This window comes from Thiohalophilus thiocyanatoxydans, assembly GCF_004366735.1.
GTDB lineage: Bacteria > Pseudomonadota > Gammaproteobacteria > UBA6429 > Thiohalophilaceae > Thiohalophilus > Thiohalophilus thiocyanatoxydans.
Map to the genome: position 1 here is coordinate 717,928 of NZ_SOQX01000001.1, position 17,213 is coordinate 735,140.

The 17,213-nt window shown below is 60.2% G+C and carries 16 protein-coding genes; 4 read left to right on the forward strand and 12 right to left on the reverse strand.

All coding sequences use genetic code 11. The annotated features are described in order from the left end of the window. Positions 1–64: 64 nt before the first annotated feature. The 4 genes from rsmA to EDC23_RS03425 form a co-directional block, all read right to left on the reverse strand. Positions 65–841, reverse strand: coding sequence for a 16S rRNA (adenine(1518)-N(6)/adenine(1519)-N(6))-dimethyltransferase RsmA (gene rsmA, locus EDC23_RS03410; RefSeq protein WP_134081130.1), 777 nt, complete (start codon positions 839–841; stop codon positions 65–67). Positions 842–845: 4 nt separating this feature from the next. Next, positions 846–1,838: a 4-hydroxythreonine-4-phosphate dehydrogenase PdxA gene (pdxA, locus tag EDC23_RS03415; protein WP_243830690.1), complete on the reverse strand. Its 993-nt coding sequence runs from the start codon at positions 1,836–1,838 to the stop codon at positions 846–848. Beyond that, on the reverse strand, positions 1,835–3,130 hold the full coding sequence (locus EDC23_RS03420; protein WP_243830691.1) for a peptidylprolyl isomerase: 1,296 nt from the start codon (positions 3,128–3,130) through the stop codon (positions 1,835–1,837). The genes pdxA and EDC23_RS03420 overlap by 4 nt, the downstream gene beginning before the upstream one ends. Before the next feature lie 68 nt (positions 3,131–3,198). Continuing rightward, positions 3,199–5,403 (reverse strand): LPS-assembly protein LptD, encoded by a 2,205-nt coding sequence (locus EDC23_RS03425; protein WP_166668757.1) that lies wholly within the window; start codon positions 5,401–5,403, stop codon positions 3,199–3,201. Positions 5,404–5,594: 191 nt separating this feature from the next. Between EDC23_RS03425 and EDC23_RS03430 the strand changes: the two genes are divergently transcribed. The 4 genes from EDC23_RS03430 to EDC23_RS03445 are packed head-to-tail and all read left to right on the forward strand — an operon-like array spanning position 5,595 to position 9,713. Beyond that, complete coding sequence (locus EDC23_RS03430) at positions 5,595–6,605, forward strand: aminoglycoside phosphotransferase family protein (protein ID WP_243830692.1); 1,011 nt, start codon at positions 5,595–5,597, stop codon at positions 6,603–6,605. After that, positions 6,602–7,264, forward strand: coding sequence for an N-acetylmuramate alpha-1-phosphate uridylyltransferase MurU (gene murU, locus EDC23_RS03435; protein ID WP_134081138.1), 663 nt, complete (start codon positions 6,602–6,604; stop codon positions 7,262–7,264). The genes EDC23_RS03430 and murU overlap by 4 nt, the downstream gene beginning before the upstream one ends. A 6-nt stretch (positions 7,265–7,270) precedes the next feature. Continuing rightward, the gene (locus EDC23_RS03440) at positions 7,271–8,704 is read left to right on the forward strand and encodes a glutamate-cysteine ligase family protein (protein WP_134081140.1); all 1,434 of its coding nucleotides are present in this window, start codon (positions 7,271–7,273) and stop codon (positions 8,702–8,704) included. Next, positions 8,688–9,713, forward strand: a complete 1,026-nt coding sequence (locus EDC23_RS03445) for a M14 family metallopeptidase (protein ID WP_134081142.1) — start codon at positions 8,688–8,690, stop codon at positions 9,711–9,713. Before EDC23_RS03440 ends, EDC23_RS03445 begins: the two co-directional genes overlap by 17 nt. Before the next feature lie 361 nt (positions 9,714–10,074). Here the strand turns inward: EDC23_RS03445 and EDC23_RS03450 are convergent, their stop codons facing one another. The 8 genes from EDC23_RS03450 to mltB form a co-directional block, all read right to left on the reverse strand. Next, on the reverse strand, positions 10,075–10,833 hold the full coding sequence (locus EDC23_RS03450; protein ID WP_208321249.1) for a YdcF family protein: 759 nt from the start codon (positions 10,831–10,833) through the stop codon (positions 10,075–10,077). 52 nt (positions 10,834–10,885) lie between these two features. Then, positions 10,886–11,860, reverse strand: coding sequence for a lipoyl synthase (gene lipA / locus EDC23_RS03455; protein ID WP_134081144.1), 975 nt, complete (start codon positions 11,858–11,860; stop codon positions 10,886–10,888). After that, positions 11,853–12,518 (reverse strand): lipoyl(octanoyl) transferase LipB, encoded by a 666-nt coding sequence (gene lipB / locus EDC23_RS03460; RefSeq protein WP_208321250.1) that lies wholly within the window; start codon positions 12,516–12,518, stop codon positions 11,853–11,855. Before lipB ends, lipA begins: the two co-directional genes overlap by 8 nt. A 2-nt stretch (positions 12,519–12,520) precedes the next feature. Then, positions 12,521–12,787, reverse strand: a complete 267-nt coding sequence (locus EDC23_RS03465; protein ID WP_134081146.1) for an HP0495 family protein — start codon at positions 12,785–12,787, stop codon at positions 12,521–12,523. 205 nt (positions 12,788–12,992) lie between these two features. After that, entirely contained in the window at positions 12,993–13,853 is an 861-nt protein-coding gene (locus EDC23_RS03470; RefSeq protein ID WP_134081148.1) for a D-amino acid aminotransferase, read from the reverse strand. 16 nt (positions 13,854–13,869) lie between these two features. Further along, on the reverse strand, positions 13,870–15,015 hold the full coding sequence (locus EDC23_RS03475) for a D-alanyl-D-alanine carboxypeptidase family protein (RefSeq protein WP_134081150.1): 1,146 nt from the start codon (positions 15,013–15,015) through the stop codon (positions 13,870–13,872). 273 nt (positions 15,016–15,288) lie between these two features. Further along, a complete protein-coding gene (locus tag EDC23_RS03480; RefSeq protein WP_134081152.1) occupies positions 15,289–16,179 on the reverse strand; it encodes a septal ring lytic transglycosylase RlpA family protein in 891 nt (296 codons plus the stop codon). A gap of 24 nt (positions 16,180–16,203) precedes the next feature. Further along, entirely contained in the window at positions 16,204–17,196 is a 993-nt protein-coding gene (gene mltB / locus EDC23_RS03485; RefSeq protein ID WP_134081154.1) for a lytic murein transglycosylase B, read from the reverse strand. Between the last annotated feature and the right edge of the window lie 17 nt (positions 17,197–17,213).

Sequence of the window (17,213 nt, forward strand, 5' to 3'; positions counted from 1 at the left end):
CAGCTGGTCCGAGCAGGTACCGGCAGGGGCAGCTTGCAAAGAGCAAAGTGGTCGGGGCGTCTCGTTAGAGCGCGTTTGCCAATCGGGCAAACGCGGACAGGTCGAGCTGCTCCGGCCGTTCAGTCGGTTCGATACCCAGTTCGCGCAGTCGGATCTCGTCCAGATAGTCCTTCAGCGAATGGCGCACCATTTTGCGCCGCTGACTGAAGAGGCGATTTACCAGCCAGTCGAGCTGTTTGATATCGTTGACCTGGACCGGCGGGACGGTGTGGGGGATCAGCCGGACGATGGCGGAGTCGACCTTCGGGGCGGGTGTGAAGGCGCCGGGACGGACGAGGAACAGCTGTTCGGCCTGGCAATAATAGCCCAGCATGACCCCGAGCCGACCATAGGCCTTGCTGCCCGGCGGGGCGACGATGCGATCCACCACCTCTTTTTGCAGCATGAAGTGCATGTCCCGAATACAGGCCAGCTGGGACATCAGGTGAAACAGCAACGGGGTGGAGATGTTATAGGGCAGATTGCCAACCAGCCGCAGTTGCTCTCCGGTGTGGCGCAGGGCGCAGAAGTCGACGCGCAGGGCATCGGCATGATGGATGGTCAGCTCTCCCGCGCCGGCGCCACAGGCTTCGAGGACGGGGATGAGATCCCGATCCAGTTCCACGACCTCCAGCTGGCCGCAGGCTGCCAGCAGCGGGCCGGTCAGGGCGCCCTGGCCGGGGCCGATCTCCACCAGATGCTCACCGGGACGCGGGGCGATGCTCTGGACAATGTGCTGGATGACGCCCGGATCGTGCAGGAAATTCTGGCCGAAGCGTTTGCGTGGACGGTGGCGGGACATGGGATCAGGCCGGGCGGGCGGCGTGGACCATCTCGATCGCGACCTGGATCGCGTATTCGAGACTGCCGGCCTCGGCGTTACCCCGGCCGGCCAGCGCCAACGCGGTGCCGTGGTCCACCGAGGTACGGACAAAGGGCAGGCCGAGGGTGATGTTGACCGCCTGGCCAAACCCCCGATATTTGAGTACCGGCAACCCCTGATCGTGATACATGGCCAGCACCGCGTCGGTCTGCGCCAGCCCGGCCGGGGTGAACAGGGTGTCGGCCGGCAGGGGGCCGCTCAGATCCATCTCCTCGGCGCGCAGGGTCTCCAGCACCGGGGTGATCACCTCGATCTCCTCGCGCCCCAGATGGCCCTGTTCGCCGGCATGGGGATTGAGCCCGCAGACCTTGATTCGCGGGGAGGCCAGCGCGAAGTGGCGCCGCAATTCACTGTGCAGGATCCGCAGCACGGCCGTCAGGCTGTCGCGGGTGATGGCCCCGGGCACGTCGCGCAGGGCCAGATGGGTGGTGGCCAGCGCCACCCGCAGCCCGGGAGTGGCCAGCATCATCACCACCCGGGCGGTGCCGGTGGCGGCCGCCAGGTATTCGGTATGGCCGCTGAACGGAAAACCGGCCTCGTTGATAACGCCCTTGTGCACCGGCCCGGTCACCAGGGCATCAAAGCGACCGTCGCCACAGCCGTCGACCGCAGCATCCAGACAGGCCAGGACATACCCGGCGTTGGCCGGATTGAGCTGGCCGGCGGTGACCGGTTCCGCCAGCGGCACCGGCAGGATCGACAGCCGGCCGGCACCGGTCTCCGGGGTGTCCGGCGACCAGGGCTGTAACGCGAGGGAGAGACCCAGCTGGCGGGCACGTTGTTCGAGCAACGCCGGGTCGGCGATGGCCACCAGCGGCGTCTCACGCGGCTGCTGGGCCGCCTGGATGATCAGATCAGGGCCGATGCCGGCCGGTTCGCCGGGGGTGACGGCGAGGGTGCGGGGCGGGCGGGTCACTGGTTCAGCCGGTAGTCCACGTAGGCTTCGGCGTGCAGCTGACGCAGCCATTGTTCGATGGCTTCGTCGCTTTTGCGCTCGTGAATGGCCTGACGGGCCTTGTTACGCTGGTACTGTTCGGTGTCATCGTGCTTGCGGCGTTCGATAACTTCGACAATATGCCAGCCGAAGCGGGTCTGGAAGGGCTCGCTGATCTCCCCGGGCTGCAGCTTGCCCATCTTTTCCTCGAAGCGGGGCACCATGCTGCCGGGATTGACCCAGCCGAGGCTGCCTCCCTCGGCGGCGGAGCTGGTGTCGTCCGAGTGGGCACGGGCCAGCTCGGCAAAACTCTCGCCCTGCTGAATGCGTTCGTGCAGGCGCGCCAGCCGTTGACGCGCCTCGGTGTTGGAGACTACCTGGGTGGGGCGGATCAGGATGTGCCGGGCCCGGGTCTGTTCCACGATACGCCGCTGCTCGGGACTGCGACGATCGATCAATTTGATAATATGAAAACCGCTGGCGCTGCGCTGGGGCTCGCTGATATTGCCTGGTTGCATCTCGACGACGGTCTCCGCCAGCGCGTTCGGCAACTGGCCGCCTTCGCGCCAGCCGAGATCGCCGCCCTGCAGGGCGTTCTGGCCGCTGGACTCGGCCACCGCGGTCTGATGAAAATCGGCGCCCAGACGCAGGCGGTTGTAGACCTGCCGGGCCTTGTTCCTGGCCTGCTCAATCTGGTCCGGGGTGGCCCCCTCCGGCACACCGATCAGGATATGGCCGAGCCGGAATTCGTCATTCAGCCCCTGGCGGCTTTCCATATTGGTCAGGTAATTTTCCACCTCCCGCTCGGTGACTTCGACACTGTCCTCGACCCGGCGTTGGCGCAGTTGACTGATAATGATCTCGTTGCGGATGTTCTCGCGAAAGGCGGCGAAGCTTGTGCCGTCGCGGCGCAGGACTTCCTGAAACTGCGGCATGCTGAGATTGTTCTCCCGGGCGATATTGTTTATCGCCTGGTTGACGGTTTCGTCATCCACCCGGATCCCGACTCTTTGCGCCATCTGCAGTTGCAGTTTTTCGATCACCAGGCTCTCCAGCACCTGCCGTTCGAGCACTTCATCTTCCGGCAGGCGTTGCTGTTGCTGGGCGGACTGGTTTTTGATGCGCTGCAGACGTTCGTCCAGCTCAACCCGGGTGATCACATCGTCATTGACGACGGCGACCACGTGGTCGAGTTCCTCGATGGTGGCGGCGCCAAGGGGGGCGGCGGACAGCCCGAGGAGGCTGACCAGCAGAGCGAAAATCAGGTGTTTCATGATAGGAGACAAGCGGTTAACAACAGGCCGCCAAGCATAACACAAGCGGCCGGGCCTGATACCAGGATTCACTGCTGCGGGCCGAAGCTGGTTTGCTGGCCAAAACTGGCCAGGCCCTTGAGTTCCAGTATCAGCATCAGGGCATTCTCCTCGGGCCGGTCGTTGCTGATGAAGCGGCGGCGGGCCTCCAGATTGAGGCCCCAGCAACAGCTGTCGTAGCGCAGCCCGAGGACCGATTCCAGTTCCCGCTGATTTTCCTGATCGTAGAGCCGGCGTCCGTGAAATTGCCAGCTCGGGTTGAGCCGCCAGTCGAAACCGGCCTCGTTAGTCTCCAGGCGATCCCGCTGAAAGCGGTAGGCGACGGAGAGGGAGAGCGTGTCCAGCGGCGAATAGCGCAGCCGGGTGTTGGCGGTGGTGATTTTTTCGCTCTCCGGCGACCAGGTCAGATCGCTGTCGAAGGCCCACCGGGCGTTGGGGCGGGCGTCCAGTTCGGCAATGATGTCCGAGCGGCGGCTCTCATCGAGACTATCGTTGCCCAGCGTGACCCGCCGATCATCAAAATAGAATATCTGCGCCAGGCGGGCCATTAATAACTCGTTGCCGGTTTGCTGGCTCAGCAGCCGGGTGGTGAGGGCCGCGGTCAGATGGTTGGTGTCGCCGACGCGATCCACGCCCTCAAAGCGGTTGGCGCGAAACGGGTCGTTGATGGTAAAGCCGCGTAAACTGGTGTCGAACACCGGCAGATCCTGCTGATCCCGGTAGGGGATGTAGGCATAAAACAGCTGCGGTTCCAGGGTGTGCAGCAGATCGGTACCGCCGATGCGGGTATCGCGCTCGAAAAACAGGCCACTGTTGAGACTGAAGATCGGTACCGTGCGGGTCGGCCCGGTCTCCCCGGTGGTGGTGGCCGGATCCAGATCATACTGGCTGTGGCGCAGCTGCAGCTTGGGCTCGGCAAAACCATAGACCTTGCGCAGGGGCAGGCTGACCGAGGGGGCCAGATCCAGTCGCTCGCCCACCACCCGGTTCCCGCGATGGTCGAAATTCACCCACTGGGCGTCGACGTTGTAGTTGAGCGCATTGTCCGGCTGCGGCAGCCGGCTACTGAATCCCAGCTGCGGCAGGCGTTGATAGGCTTCATTGCCACGGATCACCTGATGGCTCTGCGCCAGAGCCGTGAACCGCCACTGTTCGGCGTTGTAGGCCAGCTCCCCGCGTCGTTCCAGATGGGTGGTGCTGGTGGCGTTGAGATCATCGCCGAAATCGAACAGGTGATCGGTATCGGCGACATAGTTGTAGTCCACCTGACTGCTCCAGCCGAGACCGGCGCTGCCCTCATGTTGCCAGCGAAACCGCTCGCGATCCGCGCCATACACCTTGTCGTCGGCCAGATAATGCCAGTCCACCTGACCCGTGGTGGCGGAGGTCAGATAACGGAACTCGTTTTTCAGCATGAGGCCGCGGCGGCTCATGTAGTCGAGGGTAATGGTGGCGTCCATCTGCGGTGCAATGTTCCAGTAATAAGGGACCACGATCCGGTCGCCGTGTTGATCCGAGCCTCCCACTGAGGGATAGAGCAGGCCGCTGAGGCGCTCGTCGCCGATGGGAAAGCGCATGTACGGCAGATAGAGGAACGGTACCCCCTTGAAGGAGACCGTCACATTGCGCGCCGCACCCTGGCGGTTTTCTTCGTTGAGTATGATATGGCCGGCGCTCAACAGCCAGTCGGGATCGTCCGGATCACAGGTGGTGTAGGTGGCGTCCTCGAACTCGGTGCGGTATTCATCCAGGATGCGGATGGTGCCGGCCCGCCCCTGCTGGTTTTCGCCGGTGCGATAAGTGCTGGCGGTAATCTGGCCGGTGTGGGTCGACATATCCATGTCCGCCTCCTCGCCGGTGACCAGCAGATCGTTACGCAGCAGACGCACATCGCCTTCGGCATGCACGGTATCCTGCTGTCGATCATACTCGGCCCGGTCGGCATCGAGCTGGTTGAGGCCCCGAATAATCACTACATCCCCCTGAAAGACACTGGTCCCCTCAAGGCGGATATCGGCGCGATCCGATTCCACGTGGGTGCGCAGATCGGTCGAATCGCCCTCAACCCGGGGCAGGGGCGCGTGAGTCTCGGGCGGGCAGAGGGCGCCCACCGGCTCGCCCGCTGAGGAGGTGATCTGGCTCATCCCCGGGGCGGCCCAGAACAGCAGCGCGCCCAGCAACCCCGCGCGACCGAGCGCGGGGCGGGATAGAAGATGAGAAAGAGATTGGCGCAACGCTGACCTCAGGTTTGCTGAACAGTTGTGAATGCCGGGGCAGACGGTCTGATTATGATAGTCTGGCATTATACATGCCCACGGGTTGATCGCCGCATCCTCGAATGTCGGGAAATCGTCTCTTGCAGACCGCCCGCGGCGGGCGACAAACGGTATAATTCCCCTTCGGTTCGATGCGACAGGCAAAATTTTTGGATCAACGTTTACACCAACTCGAACAGTGGCTGAACACGCTGGGCTATCACGATTATCAGCTTGAACCGGCCTCGGCCGATGCCAGTTTCCGGCGTTATTTCCGGGTGCGCCATGCCGGCGCCAGTTTTATCGTGATGGACGCGCCGCCGGAACAGGAGGATACCGGACCGTTTATCTGGGTGGCGCAGCTGCTGGCCGACGCCGGTCTGCATGTGCCGCAGATTCAGGCGCACGATAGTGAGCAGGGCTTTTTGCAGTTAAGCGATCTGGGCAACGAGCTCTATCTCTCGGTGCTGGATGCGCAGCGTGTCGAGCCATTGTACGCCGATGCGCTGGATGCGTTGTTGCGTTTGCAGCAGCATCCCGCGCCCGACTGGTTGCCCGATTATGATCGGGCGCTGTTGTTACAGGAGATGCAGCTGTTTGCACACTGGTATCTGCAACGCCATCTCGGGCTGGAACTGGCTGCACAACAGCAGCGCGTTTTACAGGCGAGCTTTGAACACCTGGCCGACGTGGCGCTGGCACAGCCGCGGGTGATCGTGCACCGCGATTACCATTCCCGCAATCTGCTGCTGAGCGAGCCCAATCCCGGGGTGATCGATTTTCAGGACGCGGTACTCGGTCCGGTGACCTACGATCCGGCCTCCTTGCTGCGCGACTGCTATATCGCCTGGCCGCGGGCGCAGGTCGAACAGTGGGTGCGCGATTACCATCACCAGGCGCGGCAGGCCGGGATTCTTGGTCAACATATCGATGCCGGGCAGTTTCAGCGCTGGTTCGATCTGATGGGGGTACAGCGCCATCTCAAGGCGAGCGGCATATTTGCCCGGCTCAACTACCGTGATAACAAGCCGGGTTATCTGGCGGATATTCCGCGGACCCTGGGATATGTTCTGGAAATCATGGTGGATTACCCTGAACTGGCCGCGTTTGCGCAGTTGTTGCATGACCTGCGGGTACCGCAACGGCTGCAAGAGATCCAGCCCCGGGAAGTGTCGGCATGAAGGCGATGATTCTGGCGGCCGGTCGCGGCGAGCGCATGCGGCCGCTGACCGACCACTGTCCCAAACCGTTGCTGCAGGTCGGCGGCAAGGCGTTGATCGAATACCATATCGAGGCCCTGGCCGGGGCCGGGATCACCGGGATCGTGATCAACCACGCCTGGCTGGGCGCGCAGATCGAGACAGCCCTGGGGGACGGCCAGCGCTACGGCGTGCAGCTGGAGTACTCGCCGGAGCCGGCGGCGCTGGAGACCGCCGGCGGGATTGTCCAGGCGCTGCCGCGGCTGGGGGAGACCTTTGTGGTGGTCAATGCCGATATCTGGTGCGATTACCCCTTCGCCCGGTTGCCCGAAGAACCCGCCGGTCTGGCCCACCTGGTGATGGTCGACAACCCGGCGCACCACAGGCAGGGGGATTTCGCCCTGCAGGGCGATCGGCTTGGCGAGCAGGGTGAACCGCGCCTGACCTTCAGCGGCATCGGGGTGTATCGCGCCGAACTGTTCGCCGGCCTGGCGCCGGGGGTGCGGCCGCTGGGCCCGTTGTTGCGTCAGGCCATGCAAGCGGGCAAGGTAAGTGGCGAACACTATCGGGGACAGTGGTGGGATATCGGCACCCCGCAACGACTGGCGCAGTTGAACGCGCAACTGACGGGCGACGGCTAAGCGCGCATGGGTGAAGAGATACAGAACAGCCAGTTTGATGCGCAGGATTACGCCCGTTTCGAACAGCGGCTGCGGCAGGAGACCGCGTTGCTCAAACGCTGGGTGCAGGAAGGGCGTCTGGCGGCGACCGACCCGCAGGGGGGATTCGAGCTGGAAGCCTGGTTGATCGACGAGGCGTTCCGGCCGCTGTCGATCAACGACGTCTTTCTCAAACGACTGGATACGGATCTGGCTTCGCCGGAGCTGGCCAGTTTCAACTTCGAGGTCAACAGCACTCCGCGGCAGCTGCATGGCGCGGTATTCTCCACCATGCACCGGGAGTTAACCGAGACCTGGCAGCATTGCCAGCAGACCGCCGCCGCGCTGGATGCCGGAGTCATCATGATCGGCATTCTGCCGACGGTGGAAAATGATTCCCTGAATCTGGCCAATATGTCGGGCATGCAGCGCTATCGGGCGCTGAACCGGGAAGTGGTGCGCATGCGACACGGCAAGCCGCTGGTGCTCGATATCAATGGTGAAGAGCATCTGCGGGTGACCCATCGTGATGTGATGCTCGAATCGGCCGCCACCTCGTTCCAGATTCACCTGAAGCTGACCCCGCAAAACGCCGTTCCCCTGTTCAATGCCAGTATGATCCTCTCCGGACCCATGGTGGCCCTGAGTGCCAACTCGCCGTTTTTGTTCGGCAAGAACCTGTGGGCCGAGACCCGTATCCCGGTGTTTGAACAGGCGGTGGCGGTCGGCGGCTATGATGCCGCCCGTTTCGGTCCCATTCGTCGGGTCACCTTCGGTGACGGGTATGTGCGACAGTCCCTGCTGGAATGTTTCGAGGACAATCTGGCCCACTATCCGGTCATGCTGCCGGTGGACCTGGGCGAGGATCCCGAACAGCTGGCCCATCTGCGCATGCACAACGGCACCATCTGGCGCTGGAACCGTCCCCTGATCGGCTTCGATGCGGACGGGCGGCCGCATATGCGGGTGGAGCATCGGGTGGTGCCCGCCGGTCCGACGTTAATCGATACCATCGCCAACGCGGCGTTTTATTACGGCGCGGCGACCGCGCTGGCCAACATGCCGATGCCGCCGCGGCGCCGCCTGGCGTTCGACAAGGCGCGGGACAATTTCTATGCCGCGGCCCGTTTCGGGTTGCACGCCCGGCAACAGTGGTTCGACGGGGCGCAGCTGTCGGTCGGCGACTTGTTACAAAAAGTCTTGTTACCCCTGGCCCGAGAGGGGCTGGCGCAACTGGGGGTGGCCGAGGCCGACAGTCAGACGTATCTGGGGATCATCGCCCAACGGGTGGCCAGCGGTCGCAACGGCGCCCAGTGGCAACGCGATTATGTCAAACAGCACGGCCGGGACATGCACGCGCTGACCGCCGCCTATCTGGAACGTCAACAACAGGGGGATCCGGTGCATGAATGGCGCATCTGACAATGTATTGACAGTGCTGGATCAGCTGCCATCGGGCCTGCTCGATCTGCCCGCCGAGCGCCTGCACGAGATGTTGCCGGGGCCGACCCTGATCGAACTGCCGGGCAGCGATCCCCAGCCGCTGTTTATTTCGGTATTACTGCATGGCAATGAGACCACCGGCTGGGATGCCATGCGCGCGATATTGAAAAAGTATCCCCGGCTGCCGCGCACGCTCTATCTGTTGATCGGCAATGTCAGCGCCGCGGCGCGGCGGCAGCGACATCTGCCGGATCAGGCGGACTATAACCGGATCTGGAAAGGTGACGGCGACGGTCCCGAGCATGCCATGGCCCGGCAATTGTTACACCGGCTGGAGCAGCGTCCCCTGTTTGCCGCGATTGATATTCATAACAACACCGGCACCAACCCGCACTATGCCTGTATCAACCGGCTTAACGAAGACTATTTGCATCTGGCCACACTGTTCAGCCGCACCGTGGTCTATTTTCTTAAACCCGATGGGGTACTCTCCCTGGCTTTGTCACGTCGGTGTCCGGCGGTGACGCTCGAATGCGGCAAGCCCGACGATGCACACGGCGTGACCCATGTGATCGAATACGTGGAAGCGGCATTGCATCTGTCGGCGTTCCCCGAACATGAAGTCGCCCCGCAGGATGTGGATCTGTTTCATACCGTGGCTGTGGTCAAGGTGCCCGAACAACTTTCCATCGGCGTGGACGATCCCCGGGCGGATATCGATCTGAGTTCGGCGATCGATCATTACAATTTCAGTGAGTTGCCGGTCGGTACCTGTTTCGGTCATTATCGCCACGGCGGCGATACCGCGCTGGAGGCGCGGGATGAGCTGGGCAACGAGGTCAGTGGCCGTTATTTTGAACTAAGTGACGGCCGAATCTATACCCGTACGCCGGTCATGCCCTCGATGCTGACCCTGGATACCGGGATTATTCGCCAGGATTGTCTCTGTTATCTGATGGAACGCCTGCCGTTGCCGACGGGCGAGTGACGGTCCGATTGTCCGGCATCTTGCCTGCCGGGGGACCAGGGCGCATCGTCTACGAAGGCCGCTGACCTTTATGTCTTTGTACAGTGTAAATAACGCAGAGGGCGCGGAGGCGCAGAGTCGCGGAGAAAAGAATTATTGGGATGTTCAATGCTCTACCCTGCCTCTGATCAACCATCGAAATACTGAAAACACCGAGCAACACCAAATCAGTGCATTCGCGCCTTCAGTGGTTTTCTTTATCTATTCTTAAAATAACGCAAATTGACAGGATCGGAAATATCCGATAATAAAACCTTTGTATCCTCCGCGACTCAGCGCCTCTGCGACCTCCGCGTTTTATTTTCCAGTCTATCTGTTGTGGCTAGTATCGCATGGCATACCACAGTCGGCCGAGAATCTCGTGCAGGGCCTTGCGGGTATCGTCGAGGGCGCCGGCGTTGGGGACGAAGTGGAGCAGCAGGGGCCGGGCGCGGGTGCTGTAGGCGGTAGGCGCGGGGATGACATCGAGATCGTGTTGTTCAAAGACAAGCACCGAGCGCGGCATGTGCCAGGCGTGGGTCACCAGAGCGATACGGGTGATGCCGTCGCGTTTCAATTGTTGCCGGCTGTAGCGGGCGTTCTCCCAGGTGTTGGCCGAGGCGCTCTCCACCCACTTGACCGGCACCCTGAACTCATTTTCCAGTACCCGGCGCATCAGTTCGCCCTCGGCGCTCGCATGACCGTACGGATTGCCGCCGGTGACCAGAATCGGCAGGCCGGACTGGCGGTGCAGGCGGGCGCCGTAACGCAGGCGCTCCAGGGTGTGTTTCGAGACCGTGTCCTCGCCGTTATATTCCGGGGCATCCACGTAGCGCCCGCCGCCGAGAATCACAATGGCCTGGGCCTGACGCTGGTTTAACTGTGCGGGGGTGGTCGGCGCGGTCTGTTCCAGCAGGGCCAGCAGATTGTTGGAGACCACCGGCAGGCTGGCGGCGACCAGCAGAACGAAACCGCCGATGATCAATAGCCTGCCGGTAATAAAGAGCCGACCGACGAGCAGTGTGCCGAGCAGCATCATCAGGATCATCAGTCCCGGCGGCATGAGCACCGCTTCAACCAGACGTATGAGCAGAATTTCCAATGCAAGTATCCCGGTGTTATTTAGAGTGGTATCGGGTACAGCAGTTTATTCTTTAGCCGACCGATTCGCCGGCGGCCTGTTTATCCGCATGGTAGGAAGAGCGCACCATGGGACCGCTGGCTACATTGGTGAAACCCATCCGGTAGCCAGTCACTTCAAGCTGTTTGAACTCTTCCGGTGTGACATAACGACTGACCGGCAGATGATGCGGGCCCGGTTGCAGATACTGGCCCAGGGTCAGCATGTCGCAGTCATGGTCACGCAAATCCTGCATCACCTGCTCGACCTCGTCGAGGTTTTCACCCAGTCCCAGCATCAGCCCGGATTTGGTCGGGATGTCGGGGTGCTGTTGTTTGAATTCCTGCAGCAGTTTGAGCGACCAGTGATAGTCGGCGCCGGGCCGGGCCTGTTTGTACAGCCGGGGCACGGTTTCCAGATTATGGTTGAAGACATCCGGGAGGGCCCCGGCCAGCGCCGTCAGAGCCCTGTCCATGCGCCCGCGAAAATCGGGCACCAGCACTTCGATGCGGGTCGCCGGACTCTGCTCGCGCACCGCGGCAATACAGCGGCTGAAATGGGCGGCGCCGCCGTCGCGCAGATCATCGCGGTCCACCGAGGTGATCACCACATAACGCAGCTGCATGGCGCCAATGGTGACCGCCAGGTTATGCGGCTCCTGTTCGTCCAGGGGATCCGGTCGGCCGTGGGCGACATCGCAAAACGGACAGCGCCGGGTACAGCGATCGCCCATGATCATGAAAGTGGCGGTGCCGTGGGCAAAGCATTCACCCAGATTCGGACAGGCCGCTTCCTCGCAGACGGTATACAGGTTATGTTCGCGCAGCAGTTGTTTCAGCCGACCCACTTCCGGGGAGTTGGGCGAGCGGGCCCGGATCCAGCGCGGCTTGGGCAGCGGCTTGTCCGCCGGGACCACCTTGATCGGAATGCGCTCGGTCTTGGATTTGCCCTTGAGCGGGTTGCCGGTTTGAGCGGGATTATCCTGCGGGTTGTGATCGGAGTTACTCATGCGCGTTTCCAGGCGGCAGTTCACACTGATTGTAGCCCAGATGCGTCAGCAGATGGGGAATGAACCGATCGCTGACGGCAGTCAGGCTCTCCGTGACGCCGAAATCCCGCAATTGGGTGACGGCCATGCCCGCGTATCCGCAGGGGTTGATCCGTTGAAACGGGGCCAGATCCATGTCGATATTCAGCGCCAGGCCGTGATAGGTACAGCCCTGTTTGACCCGCAAACCCAGCGCCGCGATCTTGGCGCCTTCAACATAGACCCCCGGCGCATCGCGCCGTCCGTGCGCCTCGATATGATACCCGGCCAGCAGATCGATGACCGCCTGTTCCAGCGCAGTGACAAATTCGCGAATCCCCATGCCAAGTCGCTTCAGATCCGCCAGGGTGTAGACCATCAGCTGTCCCGGTCCGTGATAAGTGACCTGGCCGCCGCGATCGATGGGAATGACCGGAATCTTGCCGGGATCCAGCAGGTGCTCGGGTTTGGCGTTGCGCCCCAGTGTGAAGACCGGCGGATGTTGCAACAACCACAGTTCGTCCGCTGTGTCGGGTTGGCGCTGCTGCGTGAACACCTGCATCTCGTGCCAGATCGGTTCGTACTCGCACAGGCCACGCTGGCGGATCAGAAGAAGGTTGTCGGCTTGCGGCTTGCTCACTGCTAAAGGGTCATCAGTACGGCGTCACTGGCGTTGAGATCGAGGTAGATCTGATCCAGTTGAGCCTTGCTGGAAGCGGTGACCGTGACCGTCAGAGAGATGTAGTTACCCTGACGGCTGTCACGCCGGGTGATGTCTTTCTCGCTCAGCTCCGGGACGTGCTTGCCGACCAGTTCCATGACCAGCGAATGGAGATCCACATCACTGCGACCCATCACCTTGATGGGAAACTCGCAGGGAAATTCCAGAAATGTTTCTTCCTGACTCATGGTTGATTCCGAAATGCTTTAAACTATCTATATATGAAAAATTTGCTGTTTTGCAAGAGATACAAAATATTGAAAGTGGTTGCAGAAAAAAAGTTATGCCCTGTTCCATATAAATTAAGTACAGTCCGCAAATAAACGTGAATGAACGCCAATTTGTATGATTATTTGCGTGCATTTGCGGATTTTGTTCAGGAGACCGGATTCATCATGTTGCCTGGCGTAGTTCGTTCTTATGATCCTGGTAGATAGCGTACATCTTCTGCCACAGGGGGCCGGGCAGGCCGTCGCCGACCGGGTGGCCGTCGAGATGGGTGACCGGCAAAATCTCGCGGGTGGAGCTGGTGATCCAGATCTCCGCCGCATGCAACAGCTCCTCGCGGCTGATATCCCGTTGCTCACAGGCGATATCGTGTTTGTCCGCCAGCTCGACCACCAGATCGCGGGTAATCCCCGGCAGCAGGCACTCGCCCTTGGGCGGTGTCACTAACTTTCCGTCAAGAACAGCAAACACGTTACTGGCGGCACCTTCGGTGACCTTGTCAGCCTTGAGCAGAATCGCCTCGGCGGCACCGGCATTCAGCGCCTGCTGACGCAACAGAATGTTGGGTAGCAGGGCAATACTTTTGATATGACAATACTGCCAGCGAATATCCTCCAGGGTAATCGCACCCACGCCCTCTTCGAGCAGCTTTGTGTCGACCGCACTGAACGGATTGCTCATAACAAAAACAGTGGGGCGTGTTTCGCCGGGGAATCCGTGGTCACGCTTGGCAACGCCACGCGTGACCTGTAGATAGATGGACTGGTCCCCTTCGGCGTTATGCATAATGACCTGCTGGATTATACGCGTCCACTGTTCATCGCTCAGGGGATTGGCGAGATAAATGTTATTGAGGCTGTCGTTCAGGCGCTCCAGGTGGTGGTCCAGGCGAAAAGGCTTGCCGGCATAGACAGGAATCACTTCGTAGACCCCGTCGCCGAAGATAAAGCCGCGGTCCAGCACCGGAACACAGGCCTCATCCAGTGGCTGGTAGTCGCCGTTCAGGTAACAAATTGGTTCGGACATTCCTGTTAGCCGCTGTTTACTTGAATAACAATTTAATATTGTCGAGCAACTTGCGCCAGAGACTGCCTTCCTCAACATCATGGAGTGCCACCAGTGGTTTACTGGCCAGCTGTTCCTCTCCGAACGTCAGGTTAACCGTGCCGTATTCCTGGCCTTTTTGAGCCGGAGCCATGATCATTGAGTCAACTTTCATGTTGGCTTCGACATTGCGACGTTGTCCCCGAGGTATGGTTATATATAAAGGCTCTTCCAGTCCCAGGGCCACCATTTCCTGCGCGCCTTTCCAGATACGTATTTCCGTCAATGTTTCGTCGGCGTCATATAGCGGGAAGGTTTCGTAGAAGCGGAAACCGTAATTCAATAATTTTCGGCTGTCTTCGTCGCGTTGCTCTGCTCTAGGGGAGCCCATAACGACAGAGATAAGTCGCATATCATTGTCTTTTGCGGAGGAGACCAGACAATAGTCCGCCGACTCGGTGAATCCTGTTTTGATGCCATCGACCCGACCATCCAGCCACAGTAGTCGGTTGCGGTTTGACTGTTGGATATCGTTATGGGTAAAACGACGTTCTGCGAACATGGCGTACTCTTCGGGGAAGTCGCTGATCATGGCCCGGGCGAGTTTGGCCAGGTCTTCGGCAGTCGTGTAGTGATCCTCATCGGGCCAGCCGGTACTGTTGGTAAAATGCGTGTTGTCCATGCCCAGGGCCTTGGCGTAGTGATTCATTAGCTCGGCAAAACTTTCTTCACTGCCGGCAATATGCTCGGCCAGGGCGATACTGGCATCATTGCCCGACTGAACAATCACCCCTCTGAGCAGATCCTCAACGCTGACCAGCGAGTTATATTCGATAAACATACGCGAGCCTTCGGTATGTTTGTAACGGGCGTTCTTGCTGATACGCACTTCATCATCCAGCTGGATACTGTTATCACGCAAGGCTTGAAACGCGACATAGCTGGTCATGATCTTGGTGATACTGGCCGGTTCTACACGGGCTTCCGAATTGTGTTCAACCAGGACCCGGCCGCTATGATGATCTACCAGCAACGAGGCTGACGCGGAAAGTTGCGGGGGGGCGGGGACCAGATCCGGTGCCGCGAGCAGATTGGGGCTGAACAGGCCAGCAAGCAGGGTGATGAGTAGCGATACGGCGCGCATTTTATCCCTCAAATTAGGTTTTGTATCCGGCTATTTTAACGGCTGAAACGCCGGAAACCCAGCGCTCAGTCGCAAAACAGGAAGTCTACCACTGACCGGAGCTTAACGGGTGCACAGATCCAAATAACCGCCGTGAAATTCATATACCTGCATTCTGGGTGTTAGTGACCCTTCGAGCAAAGTCCGGATGGAGAGCCGCAATTGTCCGTGAATCGGCTCGCCTGGGCGAAATGTCGCACTGGCCGGGCCAGCCCGGGCCCCCTGGAAACCGTCTTAGTCGATGACGAGACGGGGTGAGCCCAGCCCGCTGCGGGCAAGTTGTTCGACAAGCTGATCGGCCTGTTCGCGGCTGGGCAGGGGGCCAATCCGCACGCGATAGAGCCGGGTCTCTTCGTGAAACGGCGCAGCGACATCGAGGTCGTCGAAGCGCTGAGTGAGGCGTGCGCGCAGCTTTTCGGCGTTATCGCGGCTGGAGAATGCCCCGACCTGGATAAATATTGATTCGTTATCGGCGGCGGCTTGTGCCGTGGTCGACCCGGCGGTATGACCTGTCTTATCAGGCTGTCGGCCCATCCGCGCGGCAATATAACGCGACGAGTTGGTTTTTGTTTTGACCCGGACCGGTGCAGCCGGCTGGCGGGGATCCAGTGCGCGCACTTGCACCGGCGCGGTGCCCTTGTCGGTTATATCCAGTTTCCTGGCGGCGGCGTAGGAGAGGTCGATAATGCGTTGCGAATGAAAGGGGCCGCGATCGTTAATCTTGACGATGATCTTTTTGTCGTTGTCAAGATTGGTGACCTCGGCGTAAGTGGGCAGGGGGAGTGTCTTGTGGGCAGCAGTCATGGCGTACATGTCATATGTTTCACCGCTGGAGGTGCGATGACCATGAAACTTTTTGCCGTACCAGGAGGCCAGGCCGCGTTCAACATAGCCCTGACTACTGGCCTTGACATGATAGCGCTTGCCGCGAACGACATAGGAGTCGGGATTACCATAACGACTGGGGGGTTCCACGCGAGGAACGGCATCGGGAATATGTGAGGCGTTGAAGTCACCGTCCGGCGCGCTGTCATGCTGCATGGCATACCGGGAGCCACCGCTGCCGCCGGCGCAGCCCGCCAGGAGACAGGCGGCGGTGACAATCAGGACAAACGCGCTTTTCACGGGCAATCCTCCTCTTTCCCGGATTTAGTTCCTGGCAGTGGCGATCAGTTCACTCAGTTGATAGACCGCCATTGAATAGAGGGCACTGTGATTATAGCGGCTGATAACATAAAAGTTGTGCCAGGTGACCCAGTATTCCGGACCCTCTTCCGTCTCCAGCTCGATGAGTGTGCCCTTGATATCGCGGGGAATATCCCGCGGCAGAATTACGCCATTGTCCAGCAATTCCTGCTGACTATAGCGTGCACGCAGGTTGTCACTGATCAGGCTGCGATACTTCTTGCCGTGTACCTTGACCTTGTGCGCGATCGGTTGTCCCGGTTTCCAGCGGTGCTCGTGGAAATAGTTGGCGACGCTGCCGATGACATCATCCGGGTTGTCCCACAGGTCCCGCTTGCCGTCGCCGTCGAAATCGATAGCGTAATTACGAAAACTGCTGGAGATAAACTGCGGCATTCCCATGGCGCCGGCGTAGGATCCCTTCTGTTCCAGCGGATCCAGATCTTCCTCCCGGGTCATCAGCAGGTACTCCTTCAGCTCCTTGCGGAAAAAACTGCTCCGCGGCGGATAGGCAAAGGCCAGGGTGGCCAATGCATCAAGTACACGATAGCGTCCGGCATGCCGGCCATAGCGGGTTTCGACGCCTATAATGGCGGTAATGATCTGTGGTGGGACACCGTATTTTTCTTCCGCACGCTGCAGGGTGTCCTGGTTCTCGCGCCAGAAGCGGACACCGCCATTGGTGCGTTCCGGGGTGACAAAAATGGGGCGGTACTTGTGCCAGGGTTTGCTTTCCGCCGGTCTGGAAATGGCATCAAGGATGCTCTGGTGCTGACGGGCATCGTCGAACAGTTTCTGCAACCGATCCCGGTCAAATTCATGCTCCTCGCTCATCTCCTGAATAAAAGTCTGTAGTTCCGCATTACCGGAAAAATCATTGTTTTCGGAGTGGGAGGCAAAGCTTAAACAAAGGCTTGCCAAAAACAGGGTAAAACGGAGAGGGAGATGCCTTTTCATTATGACCTACTACGAGT